Below are 18,856 nucleotides of genomic sequence, written 5' to 3' on the forward strand. Positions count from 1 at the left end.
AAGGCGGTCAGATGACACCCTATTCCGCCGCGACCGGCGTCGAAAACGTGCTGAAAATTCTGGAGGGACGCTGGAAGCTGATCATTCTCTTTCACCTCTTCGGCGGCAAGACCCTGCGCTTCTCCGATCTAGAACGCGCCATTCCGGCCATTTCGCAGAAGATGCTGATCCAGCAGCTCCGGCAGATGGAGGCGGACGGCATCGTCCGCCGTATCGTTCATCATCAGGTGCCGCCCAAAGTCGAATATTGTCTGACCGATTGGGGCCAGGCGCTCTGCCCGGCGCTCGATGCGCTGCTGAAATGGGCGGCACTTAAGGACCGTGATCTCTCCGGCATGGAATTTCCCGCCGACGCAACCATCGGCGGGACCGTTTGAACTCTGTTGAATTAAATAGTTAAATCATGATGTTGTCCGAAAACCGCTCACACTTTTCGGCGTCATGCTCTAGGCGCTGAGACGCACACCGCCGTCACAGGTGACGACATGGCCGCTCATGAAGCCGTTTCCGATCAGGAAGACAATCGCCTCTGCAATATCCTCCGGTCTGCCGACACGGCCGACCGGCGTGCGGCCGGCGAAATCCGCAAAGACGCTGCCGCGCTGCTCGGATGGCAGGAAACTCCACCACGGCGTATCGACGACCCCAGGGGAAACGCCGTTGACACGCAGCGGCCTCAGCTCGGCGGCAAGCACCGGCACCATCGCCTCGATGCCGGCATTGACGGCCGCAAGCCCAGCCGTGCCAGGCATCGCAGCCTGCGCGCTGACCGCCGAAACGAAGGTGATGCTGCCGTCCGGCTGCAGCAGCGGTAGAGCCGCCTGGGCAGCCGCGGCATGCGGAATGAGCTTGGTCTGGAAACCGGCAAGCAGATCCGTCATGTCGAGCGTCGCAAAAGGTCCGGCGCCGTGACCGCTGCCCATCGCCAGCACGAGATGGCCGAATGCGCCGATCCCGGCAAAGGCCTCCCCGAGGCGGGAAAGCACCGTCGCATCAAGCACGACGCTGCGCAGGTCGCCATCGAGAGATGCCTTGGCCGCGGCAAGCTTTTCGCCGTCGCGGCCCGCAATGGTGACCGTATATCCCTGTTTCAAAAGTAATTTTGCCGTGGCGAGGCCGATGCCGGAAGAACCGCCGATGACGACCACATGCTGCAAAGACATGATGCTGCTCCTTGAATTGATCGATCCGCGGGCGTTTCAACCACCCGCGGCGCCGGCATCATGCGCGGTCTGGAAACGGCAAACAGTTCCAGTTTTATCCTGGTATCGATACTGATATGATCACCGTCATGGACCAGAGAGCCGACACACTCGAAGCCCGCCGCCGTGAATTCGCAGCCTTTCTGCGCTCTCGCCGCGAGCGGCTGACGCCGTCCGAGGTGGACTTGCCGGAGGGTTTTCGTCGGCGCACGCCGGGTCTCCGGCGCGAGGAGCTCGCCATGCTCGCCGGCGTCGGCACCACTTGGTACACATGGCTGGAACAGGGCCGCGACATCAGGCCCTCCGCACAGGTGCTGAACACCCTTGCCGATGCACTGCGCCTCGACGAGGCCGAACGCCGGCATCTCTTCACCCTCAACAATCGCCAGGCGCCGCAGGCTGTATCGTCCGCACCCGAATGCGTCGACGAGYCGCTGCAACGCATGCTCGCCAACCTGACCCACCAACCGGCCTATGTGCTCGGCCGCCGGTGGGACGTGCTCGCCTGGAACCGCGCCGCCGACATGCTGTTCGGTGGTTACGACACGCTCGACCGCGACGAACGCAACATCATGCATCGTCTCTTCGCCGACCCGGCGCATCGCAAGCTGCTCGTCGATTGGGAATCGGTTGCCCGCGTCTCGCTGGCAATGTTCCGCGCCGACAGCGCGCGTTATGCCGGCGATCCGGATTTCGAACGGCTGATCGCGCTGCTGAAGCAGGCAAGCGACGAATTTCGCGACTGGTGGCAGCGCCACGAGGTCATCAGCCCGCTGTCCGGCATCAAGCGCATCGACCATCCCGTCAAGGGCCGCATGTCCTTCGAACATACCGGCCTGACGCTGACAAACCGGCCGGAGATGAAGCTTATCGTCTATACCCCGCTCGATGACGACGACACCAACAGGAAACTTGCCGAGCTTCTCGCTTAAAGCGAATCCCTTGCATTGCCTCAAGCTCCTGCCGTCCCATATGTTTTTCCATCACTATCCATAGGAGGGGAAAACATGGGCCGCCTGCATATCGGGACGATCTCCGTCATATCAGCATTGTCGCTGAGCCTGACCTCGGCTTTCGCCGCCTCGCCTGCACCTGTCGAAGCCGAGCACGGCATGGTCGTCACCGCCCAGCATCTGGCGACCGATGTCGGCGTCGAGGTGCTGAAGAGCGGCGGCAATGCCGTCGATGCCGCGGTCGCCGTCGGTTATGCGCTGGCGGTCGTCTATCCCGCGGCCGGCAATCTCGGCGGCGGCGGCTTCATGACCATCCGCCTGAAAGACGGCACGAAGACCTTCCTCGATTTCCGCGAACGCGCGCCGCTTGCCGCAACGAAGACCATGTATCTCGATGCCAAGGGCGATGTCGTGCCGCGCGCCAGCCTCGACGGTTATCTCGCCGTCGGCGTGCCCGGCTCCGTCATGGGCTTCGAGACCGCACGCGAGAAATACGGCACCAAACCGCGCCAGGAACTGATCGCACCGGCGCTCCGCTTCGCCAAGGAGGGCTTCACGCTGGAACAGGGCGATGCCGCAAGCTTTGCCGGCGGCGCCAAGCGCCTCGCCAAGGATGAGGCGGCAGCGAAAATCTTCCTGAAACCGGATGGCAAACCCTATGCATCGGGCGAAAAACTCCAGCAGCCGGACCTTGCCGTAGTCCTGACAGCCATCTCCGAAAAAGGCCCCGACGCCTTTTATAAGTCAGCGCCCGCCGAGGCGATCGTCAAGGCGAGCCAGGCCAAGGGCGGCATCCTCGCCAAGGAAGATTTCGAGCAATATGCCGTGCGCGAATTGAAGCCGATCGAGTGCAATTACCGCGGCTACGACATCATCTCCTCGCCTCCGCCCTCCTCCGGCGGCGTCATCATCTGCGAGATCCTCAACGTTCTGGAAGGCTACCCGCTCTCCTATCTCGGCTATAACTCGGCCGAAACGGTGCACATCATGGTCGAGGCGATGCGCTACGCCTATGTCGACCGCAACGCGGCACTCGGCGATCCCGATTTCGTCGAGAACCCGGTCGAGAAACTGCTCGACAAGAAATATGCCTCGGAAATTGCCGCCAAGATCGACCCCTACAAGGCCGGCGCCTCGGCGAATCTGAAGCCGCTCGGCGGCAAGGAAAGCACCGAGACGACGCATTATTCGATCATCGACGACGAGGGCAATGCGGTTGCCGTCACCTATACGCTGAACGGCTCTTTCGGCGCCGGCGTCGTGGCACCCGGCACGGGTGTCCTGCTCAACAACGAGATGGATGATTTCACCTCCAAGCCCGGCGTGCCGAACCTCTACGGATTGGTGCAGGGCGAGGCGAATGCGATTGTCCCGAAGAAGACGCCGCTCTCTTCAATGAGCCCGACTATCGTCACCCGGGACGGTAAGCCCTTCATGGTGATCGGCAGCCCCGGCGGCTCGCGCATCATCACCATCACGCTGGAGGCGATCCTCAACGTCGTCGATTTCGGCATGGATATCAGCCAGGCGGTCAACGCCCCGCGTCTCCACCACCAATGGCAGCCCGACAAGGTCTTTCTCGAACCCTATGCACTTTCGCCGGATACGGAAAAGACGCTCGCCGCTATGGGCTACAGCTTCGATGGAGGCAATGATGCACCGCAATGGGGCCAGGCCGCCGGCATCCTCGTCGGCGGCAAAAGCCTTGCTGCCATCGAAAAAGGCGGCGGCGCCCGCTACAACGGCGCCATGGACAGCCGCGCAGCGGAAGGTTCGGCAAGCGGCTACTGACGCTTCGGGATCGCCTGGTCAAACAGTCGGTAGAAGCGCAACGCGGCTCACGAAGCAGCGGTGGCACCATTCATGTCACCGTGACAAAGTCGCCGTTCACAATTGGCTTGCCTCGCCCTATGCATGAGCGAACCCGCAAGCAGAAAGATTCCCGAATGGCTAGCATTGAAATGATTGTCRCAGCCCGCGCCCGTCTGCGCGGTCATATCAGGCGTACGCCGCTTCTCTCCTCCCCTTTCCTCAATGAGATCGCCGGCCGGCGCCTGTTCGTGAAGGCGGAATGTCTGCAGCATTCCGGCTCGTTCAAGTTTCGTGGCGGCTGGTCGGCCGTCTCCGGCCTCGATCCGGCCGTGCGCTCCAAAGGTGTCATCGCCTTCTCCTCCGGCAACCACGCCCAGGGTGTTGCGCTTGCGGCCAAGCTGCACAATGTCCCCTCCGTCATCATCATGCCGCGCGATGCGCCGAAGCTGAAGATCGCCAACACCCGCGCCTTCGGCGCCGAAGTGGTGCTTTACGACCGCGTCAACGAGGATCGCGACGAGATCGGCGCGAGACTTTCGGCCGAGCGTGGCCTGACGCTGATCAAGCCCTTCGACGAACCGCTTGTCATCGCCGGTCAGGGCACGACCGGTCTTGAAATCTCCGAGCAGGCTGGAGAGGAAGGCGTGACATCAGCCGAAGTCCTGGTTCCGTGCGGCGGCGGCGGATTGACCTCCGGCATCGCGCTCGCCCTTGAAGCCAGTTCTCCCGGCTTTCGCGTGCGTCCCTGCGAGCCCAGGGATTTCGACGACACCACCCGCTCGCTCGCCTCCGGCAGGATCGAACGCAACGCGGCGGTATCGGGCTCGATCTGCGATGCGATCGTTACGCCGCAGCCGGGTAACATCACCTTCCCGATCCTCAAGCGCCTCGCCGGCGCCGGCATCGTCGTCACCGACGAGGAGGCGCTGCGCGCCATGGCACTCGCCTTCTCGCGGTTGAAGATCGTCGTCGAGCCCGGCGGCGCGGTGGCGCTCGCCGCCGCCCTCTTCCATGGCGACGCCCTGGAAAGCGACACGGTCATCGCCGTCACCTCGGGCGGCAATGTCGATTCCGATATCTTCGCCATGGCTTTGGAACGGTTCGGCTGAAAATCGTTCAAGTGAACGCCATCGACCATCCGCAGCAGAGCCGCGGATGGTTTCTATCTGTGATCGTTATGCGATCTTGTAGCGTTTCGCCGGCGCGGTGCGAGATAGGTTCGGCATCAGTGCCTGGCGCGCCTGCTCGTAAGCTGCAAGCTGGCCGGCATCTTCGAGCGACGGAATCGTCGCGAACTCGCCCTGCTCGAGGCCTGCAAGCGACGCATCGACCATGTTTTCCGCCGACATCACGATCTCATTCGGCAGATGCTCGACCGGCGTGCCGGCGATGTCCCAGAATTCCGTCGCAGTGGCGCCAGGCAGCACGGCCTGAATGCGGATGTTCTTCTCCGCCAGCTCATGCTTCACCGACTGGCTGAAGGCGAGCACGAAGGCTTTCGTACCGCCATAGACGCCGTTCAGGAGCTCCGGCGCGATCGCGGCAATGGACGCAATATTGATGATCGTGCCGCCGCCACGCGTGACGAAGCCGGGAACGGCGGCATAGGTCAGCCGCATCAGCGCCGTGACGTTGAGCTCGATCATCTCTTGCATCTTGTCGACATCGGCGGCAAGCAGCGGTGCCGTTCCGCCGACGCCGGCATTGTTGACGAGAAGCGTGATGCTCCGGTCTTCCTTCAGCATGCCTTCGATGCGGGCAAGATCGGCCTTGTCGCCGAGGTCGGCCGCCACAGTCTCGACCGTCCGGCCGGTCTCATCAGTCAGCCGGCTTGCCAGCGCCTTCAGCCGATCGCCGTTGCGGGCGACGATGATGAGGTCGTAGCCCTGCTTTGCCAGCCTGTGAGCATAAATTGCGCCGATGCCCGAGGATGCGCCGGTTACCAGCGCCGTGCCCTTATGTTCCTGTGTCATAATCTGTCTCCTTGCATGCGCCGGCCCGATGCCTTGCGCTTKAGGAGAGTCTTACGCCCGATTGCGAATGTCCTAAATGTCATATATACCACCTTTAAGGACATCCTCTTTTCAGGACGCGATGGTCATGCAGCAAATCGGCTTTCTTCTCTATCCCGGCTTCCAGATCATGAGCCTCGCTGCCGTCTCGGCCTTCGAGTTCGCCAATATCGAACTCGAGGAAAAGGTTTACGAGGTCCGCTATCTCTCCGAACACGGCGGGCCGATTGCCAATTCGCTTGGCATGGTGATGGAGACGGAGGCCTTTGGGGACCCGGCCCTCGACACGCTGATCGTGGCGGGAGCGCCCGGTATCAGACTGCCGAATGCGGCGGAAACCGACTTCGTTCGCGCCGCCCTGCCCGTCACACGTCGCCTGGCGTCGATCTGCACCGGCGCCTTCTTTCTTGCCGAAGCGGGCATCCTCGACGACCGCCGCGCGACGACGCACTGGTATGTCTCCCGCGAGCTGCAAAGCCGCTATCCCAAGATAAAGATAGAAGAGGACCGGATCTTCATCATCGACGGTTCCGTCTGGACGTCCGCCGGCATGACGGCCGGTCTCGATCTGGCTTTGGCGATGGTCGAGAAGGATCACGGTTTCGATGTGGCACGCGCGGTTTCCCGCACGCTCGTCGTCTATCATCGCCGCGCCGGCGGCCAGTCGCAATTTTCCGCCCTTCTGGAACTGGAGCCCAAATCCGACCGCATCCAGAATGCGCTCGCCCACGCCCGCAGCAATCTGAAATCGGCGCTTTCGGTGGAGGAGCTGGCGGAAGCCGCCCATCTCAGCCCCCGCCAGTTCAGCCGCGCCTTCCGCGCCGAAACCGGGCAATCGCCGGCCAAGGCCGTCGAGAACCTGCGGCTGGAAGCGGCCCGCCTGATGATGGAGCAGGGCCGCCACCCGATCGATGTCGTTGCCCGCGAAACCGGTTTTGCCGATCGCGAGCGCATGCGCCGCGCCTTCCTGCGCGCCTTCGGCCAGCCGCCGCAGGCAATCCGGCGCGCAGCCCTACAGGAATTGCAAATGTGATGCACCCTGCCTACTGCATAATTCCTTAAATCGGAATCGATTTAAGGATAAAATTATGCAGCAATTCAAAGTGCTACAGCGTCCTTTGCGCGTCTGAAAAGACGCGCGGCGCTGTAGGCGGCAGGATGCATCCTGTTCTCGTTAACCCTCCTGAAGCGCCCGGCGGATTGCGATCTCGACCGGCGAATAGGCGCCGTCCTGCCGTTCAAGCCGAAGAGGTTCGGAAGGCGCAAGGCCGGGCTGCGCCATGAAACGCGGCTCCTTGCCGCGATGCATCTGCGCTGCATGGATGAGGAATGGATGGCATAGATAGACTGTGCCCGCCGGGCCTGTCGCCAACGCCAGCGGCCGCTCTTCCCCGACATGCTCCAGCCAAAGGTGGCCCATCCCCGCTTCGCCCGCCGGCGCCAGAAGGCGTGCGATATCCTGATGCGAGCCGACGCGGATACGCGTCGGTGCATCCTCCTCCCCGACATCCGAGAACAGGAAGAGCATCAGCAGCGCCCGCCCGCGAGAGGTGATGTTCACCCGCCAGGCGGAAAAGTCCCGCTGCTCATTCGGATCGGAATCCGCGTCGGGATAGCTGAGGTCGACATGCCAACCGGCATCCCCGGGATCATCCGGATGGGGAAAGCGGACCGGGAAACTGCCAAGTCCATTGCGCGGCGCCCAGCGCCCCTTGCCGACGAGCTGATCAAAGGCCGAATGCAATACCGGCGTGTTGACGGCTTTCTCGAACGGCCCGCCGCCATAGCCGGCAAGCCGCACGACCGGCTGCGTCCACGTGCTTGGATCATCCGCAGCGAAGGGAATGTCACGCCACATGGTGGCACGGGCTTCCCCGGCCAATGCGCGGGGAAAAGCATCGTCGACCCTGACGAAGCCGTCTTCGATGAATTGCTCGATCTGCGCGGCACGCAGCGCCACCGGATAAATATCTGATGTCATGATATATCTCTCTATCGCCAATCCTGCCGGCTCTGTCCTTGGCCAGATGCAGGGTCATTACGGTCCACGGCAACGCGCCAGCCGCAAAAGGCTGATTAGCGACCGCATCCTCTGATGCCCGAGGGCGGAGCCTTAAAGGCTCAAGAAGACGGCCGTAGCGATATTGAGGGTGATCATCTTCATAGCGGCCCAAAGCTACAGCCACGCGTCCGGACGGTCAATGCTGGGATGTCAGGCCACCACCTCGCGCAGCGCGCCATGCACCGACTGAAGCACGAGTTCGGCAAGCCGCGCCGCAGCCGGTTGCGGTTCGGCTTCCGCCCGATGCAGGACCAGGCCGAGCGTCGGCAAATCAGGCAGGCCGATTGTCCCCGGCGCCAGCGGCCGGACCTTCGCCGGCAGGCCGATCGGCGTGCGGATGGTGAGGCCGAGGCCCGCCGCCGTCGCGGCCCAGAGACCGCCGAGGCTCGGACTGACGAAGGCGAGCCGCCAGGAAATGCCCGCCTCATCCAGCGCCTTGGTCGCTGCACTCCGCAGCAGGCATGGCGCCTCCAGCGAAGCGAGGGGCATCGGCTCGCCGCTTGCGGCTTGCCAGCCCGGCGGCCCCTCGGAAGGTCCGATCCAGCGCATCGGCACTTCGCCGATCCTCTCGCAATGCGCCGTCAGCGTGCCATCGCTCCAGGCAAGCGCCAGATCGAGCTTGCCCGATGTGACGCGCTCAAGCAGCTCGGCATTGCGCACCACCCGCGCTTCGATCCGGACCTTCGGATGGGCACGCGCAAAGCGGCCGAGCACATCAGGCAGCAGGGTCTCGCCGAAGTCCTCCTGCAGGCCGAGCCGCACCCAGCCTTCCAGCTCGACGCTGTGCACGGCCGCAGCCGCCTCGTCGTTGAGCTCCAGCAGTCGCCTGGCATAACCGAGCATCGTCTCGCCGGCATCGGTCAGCGCCAGCCCGCGACCCACCTTGCGGAAAATCGGCGTGCCCGCCTGTTCCTCCAGCTTCTTCAGCTGCGCACTCACTGCCGAGGTCGAGCGCCCGAGCCGCTCGGCCGCCTTGGCGAAATTGCCGAGTTCCATGCCGGTCGAAAAGGTTCGAAGCACCTCGAGATCAAAGATCGTCCGTCGCATTCTATAATCCCATTTTTCAGGATCATTCATCCAAAAAATTCTGATTTTCGGTATCATCGTGCCGTGCGATGGTTCTGCTGTCAAGGCCGACGGACGGCCTGAACCATGGAGATCCCGATGCCCTTCGTTCGCATTTCCCTTCGCAAAGGCAAATCGCCGGACTACCTCGCGGCGCTGGCCGATAACATCCAGCGCGCCCTGGTCGAGACCTTCGACGTGCCCGAAAACGACCGCTTCCAGACCATCCACCAGCATGACGGGAACGAGCTGATCTTCGACCGCAGCTATCTTGCCGGCCCGCGCTCCGACGATTTCGTCTATATCTCGATCACGATCGGCAGGCCTCGCACCGGCGAGATGAAGAAGGCGCTCTATCGGCGGCTCGCCGATCTCCTGGCGCAATCGCCGGGCCTCCGGCCCGAGGACGTGATGATCGTCATCAGCACCAGCGCACCGGAAGACTGGTCTTTCGGCAATGGTATTGCCCAGATGACCGACGCAGACTGGCGGCTTCGTGCGGTCGGAGGCCGACAATGAGCGCTTCGAACCCGAAGACCATGACTGTCAAGCGCCCTGGCAGGGCAATCCGCTCGCCCGAGGGGGTCGCAACTTCGCCTTTCTGGGTCGAGATGTTGCTCGAAGGCAGCGCCGATGGCGAGAACACCGCAATGCGCGCCACGCTCGAACCCGGCACCATCACCCGTTGGCACACGCATCCCAGAGGCCAACTGCTCTATGTACTTTCGGGCTACGGGCTGGCGCAAAACGAGGGCGGCCCGGTCGAAACATTGCGTGCCGGCGATGCCGTCTGGTTTGCGCCCGGCGAGCGCCACTGGCATGGCGCGGCCGGTGACAGCCCCTTCAGCTATATCAGTATTCAACCGGTGGAAAACGGCAGCATCGTCGAATGGCTGCAGCCGGTGGAGGGACAGTCATGATCACCATGCAGTACAGCTTCGCCCTGCCCGCCGATTACGACATGTCGGTCATCGACCGCCGCATCCGCGACAAAGGTCCGCTGCTCGACGGCTTTCCCAATCTCGGTTTCAAAGCCTATCTCAGCGCCCGCAAGGGAGAGTTCGGCAGCCACGACAATCTCTATGCGCCCTTCTATCTCTGGCAGAGGCCGCAAGGGGCAAGCGACTTCCTCTGCGGTCCGGGCTTTGAGACGCTGACCGGCGCCTTCGGCTGGCCGCAGGTGAGGACCTGGATCGTCTGGCAGGCAGAAATCTCGCGCGATATCGCCTCGGCCAGGTTCGCCACACGCGATATCCTGCAGACGCAGCCCTACGCGCCGCTCGGCGATATTCGCCGCGCCGAAAGCGCGGCGGCCGAAGCAGACCTGACGACAGGCGGCGCACTCGCCTCCGTTTCCGGCTTCGAACCGACGAGCTGGACGAGGGTACGCTTCAGGTTATGGCGAGAGATTCCCGAGATCGGCGAGCACACCCAGGCCTATCGCGTCGGCCACCTATCCCTGCCTCAACCCTGAACTCAGACGGTTGCCCGGCGATAGAAGGCCAGCGAGCCGGCAAGCGCCAGCAGCGCGCCACCGCAGGCTCGCTCCAGCCACATGGCGCCTGAGGTTTTCAGGAAACGCACCGCCTGCGAGCCGAAGAAGGCGTAGCCGAACATGATGAGGAAATCGAGCGCGGCAAAGACAAGGGCGAGCAGCATATATTGCGTCGCCTGCGGCATGGTCGGGTGGATGAACTGGGGCAGGAAAGCCGAGAAGAACAGATAACCCTTCGGATTGGTCGCCGCGACCATGAAGCTCTTCAGTCCGATCGAGAAGGGTGATGTCGCACCCGCAGCCGCCCCGGACTTCAACGCCGCATCGATCGTGCCCTTCGAGCGCAGCAGCATGATACCGAGAACAGCGAGATAGGCGGCACCCGCCCATTTCAGCATCGAGAACCAGAATTCCGATGCGGCGAGCAGCGCACCGAGCCCGATCGCGACGGCGCCGATCAGCACGAAATCGGACAGCACCGCGCCGATCATGCCGGCAACTGCCCGGCGCAGGCCATGCCGAGAACCGTTGGTCAGCGCCAGCAGCACCGTTGGCCCCGGCGTCGCGATGCCGACAAAGGAAACGGCTGCAAAAGCCAGAAGCGTGACGATATCCATGATGCTCCTCCGAACCCAGAGCATGTCCTGCTCCAGCGACCGAAACTTGCACGCGCCGCCAAGCTTGGCAATGCCGTCCGTCAACGAAGAAGCCCGCCGCCTCTCCAGGCAGCGGGCTTTCGAAGGCATGCGGTTGGATCAGACGCCGCTCTGGCCGTCCGAGCCGATATAGGCAATGCGGATCATGTTGGTGGCGCCGGGCGTGCCGAGAGGCACGCCGGCCGAGATAATGATGCGATCGCCGGGCTTGCCGAAGCCTTCGTCCGCGACGATGCGGCAGGCGCGGTTGACCATGTCGTCGAGATCGGTCGCGTCATGGGTGACGACGCAATGCAGGCCCCAGACGATGGCAAGGCGGCGTGCCGTCTTGATGATCGGTGACAGCGCCAGGATCGGAACCTGCGGACGCTCGCGCGAGGCGCGGAGGCCTGTCGTGCCCGACGAGGTGTAACAGACGATCGCCGACAGCTTCAGCGTCTCGGCAATCTGGCGGGCGGCAAGCGAGATCGCATCGGCACCGGTGGCTTCCGGTTGGGCACGCTGGGCATAGATGATGCCGGGATAATGCGGCTCGCGCTCGATGGCAGTGGCAATCGACGCCATTGTCGCGACGGCTTCGACGGGATAGTCACCCGAGGCCGACTCGGCCGAGAGCATGACGGCATCCGCACCTTCGAAGACGGCGGTCGCGACGTCGGAAACTTCGGCGCGTGTCGGCACCGGCGCTGAGATCATCGATTCCAGCATCTGCGTGGCAACGACCACCGGCTTGCCCGAACGGCGGCAGGCGCGGATCAGCTGCTTCTGGATGCCGGGGACCGATTCGAGCGGCATTTCGACGCCGAGATCGCCGCGGGCGACCATCAATGCGTCGGAGAGCTCGATGATTTCCTCGATGCGCTCGAGAGCCTGCGGCTTTTCGATCTTCGACATCAGGCCGACACGGCCACGGGCGATCTTGCGCACTTCGGCTAGGTCGTCGGGACGCTGGACGAAGGAAAGCGCCACCCAGTCGACATCGTCGGTGGCGAGCACGGCATCGAGGTCGGCACGGTCCTTGTCCGTCAGGGCACCGACGCCGAGCAGCGTATCGGGAAGGCTGACACCCTTGCGGTCGGAGATGCGCGTACCCGAAATAACAGTGGTGACGATGCTCTTGCCGTCGCATTTTTCTGCGCGCAGGGCGAGCTTGCCGTCGTCGATCAGCAGGCGGTGGCCGGGCTGCACCGATTCCAGGATCTCGGGATGCGGCAGATAGACGCGGTTCTGGTCGCCGAGCGCTTCGTTGTTGTCGAGCGTGAAGGTCTGGCCGGGCTTCAGGTCCACCTTGCTGTCGACGAACTTGCCAACACGCAGTTTCGGTCCCTGCAGGTCGGCGAGAATGCCGATCGGCCGCCCGGAGCGGGCCTCGACCGAGCGGATGCGCTGGATAAGCGTCCGCATCACGTCGTGGCTCGCATGGCTCATATTGATGCGGAAGACATCGGCACCAGCCTGATGCAGCTTCTCGATCATCGATTCCTCGGCGGAGGCTGGCCCGAGGGTGGCGAGGATTTTAATTTTGCGATTACGCTTCATCAATTCTGGCTTTCTTGCGTCCCTGGGGTGTCGGAGAGCTGAACCATCCAGCTACCCTGGCGGCCCGTATCATATTCCTTGAATCCCATCTTCTGGTAACCGCGGGCATAACAATCCTGCACACCCGTGATTTTGAATTCGTTTTCCGCCACGCACATCTGCACGTCACCCGTCCATCGTCCTCCCCGGGCGGCGTCCTCTGCGTAGAGGTAATAATAACGCGACTGCAATTCTCCCTCGATCAGCGTAGCGCAGGTCGTTGCCGGCACCTGCCACCAGCCCTCCGTCACCCAGCCATCCTTGGCCCGGTATCCGATCGCGACGCCGACGAGATTCTGTGTTCCGTTGCAGACGCGAAAATCGGCGCGTGCGGCATCTGCGATGAAAAACGGCATGGCGGCTGCAAGAGCGAACAGAGCGAGACGGACCAGCGGCCCGGACCGCGTGAGGAAACTTGGCGCGGCTTGGATCAACACGGCTCCCAAATAGCTCCACGGTTATTCGTATCCGTGTCTTCTTGCGCCGCCGTCAAGCGAAAGTCAACGCAATGCTAATCGATTATATTTCCTTTCATAACCACCTGTCGAGGGTCCGGCTCAACCTCTCCCCGCCTGCCGCGCTTGAACCCGCCGCAGGCGCATGCGATCACTGCCCCCGACGGCGCAATGACAAACGGCAATTCCCTGATGGACGACTTCCAATCCTTCGAAATCCTATCCGGCAAACATGACAAAGGCATGGTGATCCTCGCAGATCACGCGATGAACCGCCTTCCCGCGCGATATGGCCGGCTGGGACTTCCCGACGCGGCCTTCGCCCGCCACATCGCCTATGACATCGGCATCGAGGGCCTGACGCGGCAGCTCTCGGCAAGGCTCGGCGTTCCCGCCGTGCTCGGCGGCTTTTCGCGCCTGCTGATCGACCCGAACCGCGGCGAAGACGATCCGACGCTGATCATGAAAATCTCCGACGGCGCCGTCATATCAGGCAATCATCCGATCACGCCGCAGGAATGGGACTACCGCATCGAAACCTTCCATCGCCCCTATCACCATGCCGTGGCCACAACGATCGACAGCGTGGCGAATGCCACTGGCAGGGCACCGCTGGTGCTGTCGCTGCACTCCTTCACGCCGGCCTGGAAAGGCATTCCCCGTCCCTGGCACGCTGCCGTCCTCTGGGACAGCGACCATCGCGCTGTCGGCCCGCTGCTTGACATGCTGCGCGCCGATCCCGATCTCGCCGTTGGCGACAACGAACCCTATGACGGCGCGCTGAAGGGCGATACCATGTACCGCCATTGCATGATCACAGGCATTCCGCATGCGCTGCTCGAGGTGCGCCAGGATCTGATCGGAGACGAGACCGGCATATCGGCATGGGCCGAACGCCTGGCGCCCATCTTTGCCGCGATGAATGCCAATCCCGCCTTGCACGAATACGACGTTCACCTGTCACGCACCGGCCCCTATTGAACGAAAGGCCCCACCTAACGAAAGGAAGTGAGATGACCGCGCTCAGCAAGGAACAACAGATCGAATTGGAGGCCGCCGCCTTTCGCCGCCTCGTCGCACATCTTCGCGAACGCAGCGACGTTCAGAACATCGATCTTATGAATCTGGCCGGCTTCTGCCGCACCTGCCTGTCGAACTGGTATCGCGAAGCCGCCGAGGCCGAAGGTGTCGCGGTTACCAGGGACGAATCGCGCGAGATGGTCTATGGCATGCCCTATGAGGACTGGAAAAATCTTCACCAGAACGAGGCCTCGCCTGTGCAAAAAGCTGCTTTTGAACTGAACAACCCACACAAATAGCTTGGCTGACCGCGAACAGGCTTGACCGTGACGCCGCTTCGCGGCAGTCACTGGCATCCAAAATCGATCACCGAAAAACCAGGAGAACACGATGTCTGATGCTCATGGCGTCGCCCGCGATCAGCTTCGCGCTTTCATCGAGCGCATTGAACGGCTGGAAGAAGAAAAGAAGACCATCGCCGACGACATCAAGGACGTCTATGGCGAAGCCAAGGGAATGGGCTTCGATACCAAGATCCTGAAAAAGGTCGTGGCGCTGCGCAAGAAGGACGAGCAGGAGCGCATGGAGGAGGAAGCAATCCTCGATACCTACCTGCACGCGCTCGGCATGATCGAGGCGCCGCCGGAAGGCTGATCCGCCCACATCGCCGATATCGACAAGCCGCCGAGCCTTTCGGCGGCTTTTCTTTTGCGAAGAACGCGCCGGGTTAAACAGTGACCTTACCCTGTCGAAGCGGCCAAAGAAAAACCGCCGGATCACTCCGGCGGTATTCGATATTCCGTAATCGGCAGGCTCAGTTCGTGTTGAACTTGCGCACTTCCATGAAATTCACAGCCGTGCCGCTGAAGCGGGCCGGGTCGACCGAAGCGGTCTTGACGTTGAAGCCCTCGGCATAGACGGCGGTCGGCTGGGCGCGCATCGTCTGGCTGACGAACCGCGGCGCCTTGACCTGCTTGGAGGCCATTTCCAGGCGGGCATTGGTGAGCGCCCATTGCGAGATCATCTTTTCCGTCAGCTTCGGCTCGGTGCGCACCGTCGTGCGGCTGGCATCGGCTGCGGCGGCTTCCTTCTGCGTCGGGCGACCACCCTTGGCAGGAAGACCCTGCGCTACGGCGCTTTCGGCGGCCGGTTCGTCGAAACTATCGCCAAAGCTTGCCGATTTGGTCATCGGCGCCAATGCTGCGAGCTCGAGCGGCGGCTTTGCGGCAGGCGCCTTTTGAGTCATCGCGGCGTTGATCGCCTGCTCAACCGTCTGCGGCGGCGCCTTCGACGCGATCTGGCTTTCCCCCTCGTTCCGCTGCTGGTCGAGCGCATCGGCAACGGCAGGAGACAGCGCGTCCTGCTCGGCTTCGTCGGCTTCTGCCTCCGGATCGGCATCGGCCGCGGCAAGGAGGTTCTCGGCAACGGCAGGGCGTTCGACCGGCGTCGGAACCGGCAGCCCATTTGCGCCCGTCAGCATGGGATCGGTCGACGCGACCTCGGCGTCACCAGGCGCGCGGCGCTGGCCGAGAAGCGAGGGAACCGGAATGCTGTAGGCGCTGAGGTCGGCGAACTGCTGCGGCTGGGCCTGATCGACCGGAAGGGCCGCCGCAAGAGCCTGCTGTGCGGCATTACCCGAAGGCGGCGCTACGAGCGCACTCGCCACTTCGCTGCCGGCGGGCTGGTTGCTGAACGCCGGGCGAACCTGCGGCACCGGCGCGTTCACATCGGCGACTTCGGTCTGTTGCGGCTCGACAGCAGCAGGCTCGGCCTTCGGCGGCGTCGCCTTGGCAACGGCAACAGGGGTGGAATCGTCCGTCTCGTCTTCCTGCTCGTCGGCTCCGCCGCCAAAGAGCGCGGCAAACAGCGTCTTGTGCTTCGGCGCCGCTTCGGAAGCGCTGGCGATCTGGATCTGCGTGCCGCTGACGCGGCGCTTATAGTCGGCCATCGCCTGCTGGTAGCCCGGCAGCGGCTTGCCGTCGGCCGGAATATGGATGGTATTGCCGTTCGGGAAGAGCCGAACCAGCTCGTCGCGGCTCATGCGCGGCCAGGCGCGAACGCCGCCGACATCCATGTGCACGAAGGGCGAACCCGACTTCGGATAGAAGCCGACGCCGCCGACCTGCATCTTCATACCGATGCCGCGCAGCGTCGCCAGCTTGACGTCGGGAATGAAGAAGTCCATCGCCTTGCCGAGCATATGCTGGCTCTTTTCGGCGACGCCGGAATTGCGCGAGCGGCCACGCAGCATCTCGTTGGTTCCCGGCGAACGGAAACCGCAGACGACGTTGATGTAGTCCCTCGAACCGCTCTGGCGATAGACTTCCCAGATCAGGTCGAACAGCCGCGGGTCCATTTTCGTCGGCTGGTTCTTGCGCCAGTCGCGCAGGAAGCGATTCAGCTGCTCCAGACCCTTGGGGTCGAACTTGCCATTACGCTTGTAGGTGATGACGGCTTTTTCGCCGGTATGAATGAAATAGAGCTTGAGGCTGCGGGTGTCGCCCGCTGCCTGCGAAGGCGTACTAACGAATACCGGTGAGGAAACCGCGAGCGCAAGAAGGGCGGCCGCTACCGTCCTTATTGCCTTTCCGCAGATGTCGGCGCACAACAAACGCCAGCTCAAGCGCGAAGGCTTGGAATTCCCATTCAGATTCGGCAACTCGATCCCCGTCAGACAGACAATGTCCCGTACTGTCTCAGATGACTGTCAAATGCGGTCACACGATGGCAAAAATGCCACACATGATCAACCTTTTCTTTACATAGTGAACGCGCCACTAACAAGTGGTTTATGACTAGTAACAAAACGTGGTTGCCTTAATCTTAACGAAAAGCGTTTAAGCCGCATCTTTCTGGGGATTGTCAGGGTCTATGCCGTRGTCCTTGAGCTTGCGATAAAGTGTGGACCGGCCGATACCGAGCTTGCGCGCTACTTGACTCATCTGTCCACGATAGAATTTGAGCGCGAATCGGATGAGTTCCTCCTCGACATCGGCAAGCCTGCGCACGTCTCCGGCAGGATTGACGCTGGCGATCGCGTTTTCCGAAACTTCGGACAGGCGGTGGTGCACCTCTCCCGACATCGACGCCCTGAAGTCCTCGCCATAGCCATCGTCGGGATCGAGGCCGGTATTGTCGGCAACGAGCGCCAGGTGATCCACCACATCGTATTCCGGAAGCTGGGCGGCGATCTGCGGGAAATCCGCTTCGGTCAGCTCGGGCCCTTCGGCCAGAACGACCGCGCGGAAGATCGCGTTTTCAAGCTGGCGGATATTGCCCGGCCAGTCATAGGCGGTCAGCAACGCCAGCGTGCCGGCATTCACCGTCATGCGGCGACCACTCTTCTGCTCGCTGGAGAAGCGCTCGGCAAAGACGCGCACCAGATTCGGAATGTCTTCTTTGCGTTTGCGCAGCGCCGGAATGGTGATCGGGAAGACGTTGAGGCGATAATAGAGATCCTCGCGGAAATGGCCGTTCTTGACCTCCTCGATCAGATCCTTGTTGGTCGCCGAGATCAGTCGAACATTGACCTTGTGCGCGGTGCGCGCACCGACGGTCTCGATCTCGCCCTGCTGCACGGCACGCAAGAGCTTTACCTGCACTTCGAGCGGCAGATCGCCGATCTCGTCGAGGAAGATGGTGCCGCCATCGGCTTCCATGAATTTGCCGATGTGGCGCTCGGTCGCGCCGGTAAACGCACCCTTCTCGTGACCGAAGAGAATGCTCTCGACCAGATTATGCGGGATCGCCCCGCAATTGACGGTGACGAAAGGCTTGTTCGAGCGGTCGCCGCCGGATTGGATGGCGCGCGCCACCAGCTCCTTGCCGACGCCGGATTCGCCTTCGAGCACGACGGGAATGTTGGACTGAGCCGCCCGCTGGGCGAGATCGATGACGCGGAGCATCGCCGGGCTTGCCGAGACGATATCGTCGAAGCCAACCGAACCTGAGCGCGAGCGGCGCCCGGCTCGCGCCTTGACTTCGCGCTGGTCGAGCTTCATCGCGTTCGAGATCGAAGTGGCGATGCGTTCGGGCGAGACCGGCTTGACGACGAAATCGAAGGCGCCGGCGCGCATTGCCTGCACCACCGTTTCAATGCCGCCCTGCCCCGTCTGCACGATGACGGGGATCTGCGTGCCGAATTCGTGAAGCGCATCGAGGAATTCGAGGCCGGTCATCTCCGGCATCATCAGGTCGAGTACGATGACGTTGAAAAGGCCGCTGTCGCGTTTGACCATTTCCAGGCCGATGCGGCCGTTTTCCGCCTGGTGCACGACATGGCCGTGACGCTCGATTGCGTTCTTGAGCAGACGGCGCTGCACGGGGTCGTCTTCGACCACGAGGATTTGCCCTGCTCCCTTGAGCTCATTGTAACCGGTCATTGTCGCCTCACTTCATGCGAAACCATAAAGCGCACTCTGACAGGAAGGCTTGAACATCCAGTTTTGAGAAACAATTGCATTTTAACGATTGGAACGGGTCATTTTGGTGCCGAAGCGACGCGTTTCATGCGCCGAAAGCCCCTTGATGCGAGGCGTTAGCGCGC

Annotated in this window: 20 protein-coding genes; 11 read left to right on the forward strand and 9 right to left on the reverse strand. The window is 62.5% G+C overall.

The genetic code is table 11. The features are described 5' to 3' along the window. Positions 1-11: 11 nt before the first annotated feature. A complete protein-coding gene (locus AC1ECN_RS00655) occupies positions 12-377 on the forward strand; it encodes a winged helix-turn-helix transcriptional regulator (RefSeq protein ID WP_018072850.1) in 366 nt (121 codons plus the stop codon). A gap of 69 nt (positions 378-446) precedes the next feature. Here the strand turns inward: AC1ECN_RS00655 and AC1ECN_RS00660 are convergent, their stop codons facing one another. Further along, the gene (locus AC1ECN_RS00660) at positions 447-1,163 is read right to left on the reverse strand and encodes an SDR family oxidoreductase (protein ID WP_130673082.1); all 717 of its coding nucleotides are present in this window, start codon (positions 1,161-1,163) and stop codon (positions 447-449) included. A gap of 116 nt (positions 1,164-1,279) precedes the next feature. On the opposite strand from AC1ECN_RS00660, the gene AC1ECN_RS00665 reads away from it, so the two are divergent. The 3 genes from AC1ECN_RS00665 (at position 1,280) to AC1ECN_RS00675 (ending at position 5,076) form a co-directional block, all read left to right on the forward strand. Continuing rightward, a complete protein-coding gene (locus tag AC1ECN_RS00665) occupies positions 1,280-2,134 on the forward strand; it encodes a helix-turn-helix transcriptional regulator (protein WP_477951869.1) in 855 nt (284 codons plus the stop codon). Between the two features lie 75 nt (positions 2,135-2,209). After that, the gene (gene ggt, locus AC1ECN_RS00670) at positions 2,210-3,946 is read left to right on the forward strand and encodes a gamma-glutamyltransferase (protein WP_018072847.1); all 1,737 of its coding nucleotides are present in this window, start codon (positions 2,210-2,212) and stop codon (positions 3,944-3,946) included. Positions 3,947-4,101: 155 nt separating this feature from the next. Next, a complete protein-coding gene (locus tag AC1ECN_RS00675) occupies positions 4,102-5,076 on the forward strand; it encodes a threonine ammonia-lyase (RefSeq protein WP_477951871.1) in 975 nt (324 codons plus the stop codon). 66 nt (positions 5,077-5,142) lie between these two features. Here AC1ECN_RS00675 and AC1ECN_RS00680 read toward each other — a convergent pair whose 3' ends face one another. Beyond that, on the reverse strand, positions 5,143-5,940 hold the full coding sequence (locus tag AC1ECN_RS00680) for an SDR family NAD(P)-dependent oxidoreductase (RefSeq protein WP_130656209.1): 798 nt from the start codon (positions 5,938-5,940) through the stop codon (positions 5,143-5,145). Positions 5,941-6,067: 127 nt separating this feature from the next. Between AC1ECN_RS00680 and AC1ECN_RS00685 the strand changes: the two genes are divergently transcribed. After that, a complete protein-coding gene (locus tag AC1ECN_RS00685; RefSeq protein WP_130673084.1) occupies positions 6,068-7,012 on the forward strand; it encodes a GlxA family transcriptional regulator in 945 nt (314 codons plus the stop codon). A gap of 141 nt (positions 7,013-7,153) precedes the next feature. On the opposite strand, the gene AC1ECN_RS00690 is transcribed toward AC1ECN_RS00685, so the two are convergent. After that, the gene (locus AC1ECN_RS00690; RefSeq protein ID WP_130662206.1) at positions 7,154-7,960 is read right to left on the reverse strand and encodes a phytanoyl-CoA dioxygenase family protein; all 807 of its coding nucleotides are present in this window, start codon (positions 7,958-7,960) and stop codon (positions 7,154-7,156) included. A 231-nt stretch (positions 7,961-8,191) separates the two neighbouring features. Next, entirely contained in the window at positions 8,192-9,088 is an 897-nt protein-coding gene (locus AC1ECN_RS00695) for a LysR substrate-binding domain-containing protein (protein WP_130662207.1), read from the reverse strand. A 117-nt stretch (positions 9,089-9,205) separates the two neighbouring features. On the opposite strand from AC1ECN_RS00695, the gene AC1ECN_RS00700 reads away from it, so the two are divergent. From AC1ECN_RS00700 to AC1ECN_RS00710, 3 genes are read left to right on the forward strand one after another with little or no spacing between them, the layout of a single operon-like run. Then, positions 9,206-9,625, forward strand: coding sequence for a tautomerase family protein (locus tag AC1ECN_RS00700; protein ID WP_130662208.1), 420 nt, complete (start codon positions 9,206-9,208; stop codon positions 9,623-9,625). Further along, complete coding sequence (locus tag AC1ECN_RS00705) at positions 9,622-10,026, forward strand: cupin domain-containing protein (RefSeq protein ID WP_130662209.1); 405 nt, start codon at positions 9,622-9,624, stop codon at positions 10,024-10,026. Before AC1ECN_RS00700 ends, AC1ECN_RS00705 begins: the two co-directional genes overlap by 4 nt. Beyond that, positions 10,023-10,580 carry a DUF4865 family protein gene (locus tag AC1ECN_RS00710; protein WP_075224394.1) on the forward strand — a complete coding sequence of 186 codons (558 nt, stop codon included), beginning with the start codon at positions 10,023-10,025 and terminating at the stop codon, positions 10,578-10,580. The genes AC1ECN_RS00705 and AC1ECN_RS00710 overlap by 4 nt, the downstream gene beginning before the upstream one ends. A gap of 2 nt (positions 10,581-10,582) precedes the next feature. On the opposite strand, the gene AC1ECN_RS00715 is transcribed toward AC1ECN_RS00710, so the two are convergent. The 3 genes from AC1ECN_RS00715 to AC1ECN_RS00725 all read right to left on the reverse strand — a co-directional run bounded on the left by AC1ECN_RS00715 (position 10,583) and on the right by AC1ECN_RS00725 (position 13,281). Further along, the gene (locus AC1ECN_RS00715; protein WP_130662210.1) at positions 10,583-11,218 is read right to left on the reverse strand and encodes a LysE family translocator; all 636 of its coding nucleotides are present in this window, start codon (positions 11,216-11,218) and stop codon (positions 10,583-10,585) included. Between the two features lie 138 nt (positions 11,219-11,356). Next, complete coding sequence (gene pyk, locus AC1ECN_RS00720) at positions 11,357-12,796, reverse strand: pyruvate kinase (RefSeq protein ID WP_018072837.1); 1,440 nt, start codon at positions 12,794-12,796, stop codon at positions 11,357-11,359. Next, positions 12,796-13,281 carry a DUF1036 domain-containing protein gene (locus AC1ECN_RS00725; protein WP_017967841.1) on the reverse strand — a complete coding sequence of 162 codons (486 nt, stop codon included), beginning with the start codon at positions 13,279-13,281 and terminating at the stop codon, positions 12,796-12,798. Before AC1ECN_RS00725 ends, pyk begins: the two co-directional genes overlap by 1 nt. A 201-nt stretch (positions 13,282-13,482) precedes the next feature. Between AC1ECN_RS00725 and AC1ECN_RS00730 the strand changes: the two genes are divergently transcribed. The 3 genes from AC1ECN_RS00730 to AC1ECN_RS00740 all read left to right on the forward strand — a co-directional run bounded on the left by AC1ECN_RS00730 (position 13,483) and on the right by AC1ECN_RS00740 (position 14,964). Continuing rightward, positions 13,483-14,271 carry an N-formylglutamate amidohydrolase gene (locus tag AC1ECN_RS00730; RefSeq protein WP_130662838.1) on the forward strand — a complete coding sequence of 263 codons (789 nt, stop codon included), beginning with the start codon at positions 13,483-13,485 and terminating at the stop codon, positions 14,269-14,271. Between the two features lie 32 nt (positions 14,272-14,303). After that, positions 14,304-14,609 carry a DUF1244 domain-containing protein gene (locus tag AC1ECN_RS00735; protein WP_477951874.1) on the forward strand — a complete coding sequence of 102 codons (306 nt, stop codon included), beginning with the start codon at positions 14,304-14,306 and terminating at the stop codon, positions 14,607-14,609. Positions 14,610-14,700: 91 nt separating this feature from the next. Continuing rightward, positions 14,701-14,964 (forward strand): DUF2312 domain-containing protein, encoded by a 264-nt coding sequence (locus tag AC1ECN_RS00740; RefSeq protein ID WP_008533181.1) that lies wholly within the window; start codon positions 14,701-14,703, stop codon positions 14,962-14,964. A gap of 160 nt (positions 14,965-15,124) precedes the next feature. Here AC1ECN_RS00740 and AC1ECN_RS00745 read toward each other — a convergent pair whose 3' ends face one another. Together AC1ECN_RS00745 and AC1ECN_RS00750 are read right to left on the reverse strand one after the other, a co-directional pair. Beyond that, positions 15,125-16,969: a peptidoglycan L,D-endopeptidase MepK gene (locus tag AC1ECN_RS00745; RefSeq protein WP_130673085.1), complete on the reverse strand. Its 1,845-nt coding sequence runs from the start codon at positions 16,967-16,969 to the stop codon at positions 15,125-15,127. 178 nt (positions 16,970-17,147) lie between these two features. Next, positions 17,148-18,692 (reverse strand): sigma-54-dependent transcriptional regulator, encoded by a 1,545-nt coding sequence (locus AC1ECN_RS00750; RefSeq protein ID WP_477951875.1) that lies wholly within the window; start codon positions 18,690-18,692, stop codon positions 17,148-17,150. Positions 18,693-18,856: the final 164 nt, after the last annotated feature.

It is taken from the genome of Rhizobium sp. 01N447_2, from assembly GCF_056399245.1.

Excerpts from the sequence above, each read along its gene's own strand:
- AC1ECN_RS00655 (WP_018072850.1), top strand. The coding sequence starts at position 12 with ATGACACCCTATTCCGCCGCGACCGGCGTCGAAAACGTGCTGAAAATT.
- AC1ECN_RS00660 (WP_130673082.1), bottom strand. The coding sequence starts at position 1,163 with ATGTCTTTGCAGCATGTGGTCGTCATCGGCGGTTCTTCCGGCATCGGC.
- ggt (WP_018072847.1), top strand. The coding sequence starts at position 2,210 with ATGGGCCGCCTGCATATCGGGACGATCTCCGTCATATCAGCATTGTCG.
- AC1ECN_RS00680 (WP_130656209.1), bottom strand. The coding sequence starts at position 5,940 with ATGACACAGGAACATAAGGGCACGGCGCTGGTAACCGGCGCATCCTCG.
- AC1ECN_RS00685 (WP_130673084.1), top strand. The coding sequence starts at position 6,068 with ATGCAGCAAATCGGCTTTCTTCTCTATCCCGGCTTCCAGATCATGAGC.
- AC1ECN_RS00690 (WP_130662206.1), bottom strand. The coding sequence starts at position 7,960 with ATGACATCAGATATTTATCCGGTGGCGCTGCGTGCCGCGCAGATCGAG.
- AC1ECN_RS00695 (WP_130662207.1), bottom strand. The coding sequence starts at position 9,088 with ATGCGACGGACGATCTTTGATCTCGAGGTGCTTCGAACCTTTTCGACC.
- AC1ECN_RS00700 (WP_130662208.1), top strand. The coding sequence starts at position 9,206 with ATGCCCTTCGTTCGCATTTCCCTTCGCAAAGGCAAATCGCCGGACTAC.
- AC1ECN_RS00705 (WP_130662209.1), top strand. The coding sequence starts at position 9,622 with ATGAGCGCTTCGAACCCGAAGACCATGACTGTCAAGCGCCCTGGCAGG.
- AC1ECN_RS00710 (WP_075224394.1), top strand. The coding sequence starts at position 10,023 with ATGATCACCATGCAGTACAGCTTCGCCCTGCCCGCCGATTACGACATG.
- AC1ECN_RS00715 (WP_130662210.1), bottom strand. The coding sequence starts at position 11,218 with ATGGATATCGTCACGCTTCTGGCTTTTGCAGCCGTTTCCTTTGTCGGC.
- pyk (WP_018072837.1), bottom strand. The coding sequence starts at position 12,796 with ATGAAGCGTAATCGCAAAATTAAAATCCTCGCCACCCTCGGGCCAGCC.
- AC1ECN_RS00730 (WP_130662838.1), top strand. The coding sequence starts at position 13,483 with ATGGACGACTTCCAATCCTTCGAAATCCTATCCGGCAAACATGACAAA.
- AC1ECN_RS00735 (WP_477951874.1), top strand. The coding sequence starts at position 14,304 with ATGACCGCGCTCAGCAAGGAACAACAGATCGAATTGGAGGCCGCCGCC.
- AC1ECN_RS00740 (WP_008533181.1), top strand. The coding sequence starts at position 14,701 with ATGTCTGATGCTCATGGCGTCGCCCGCGATCAGCTTCGCGCTTTCATC.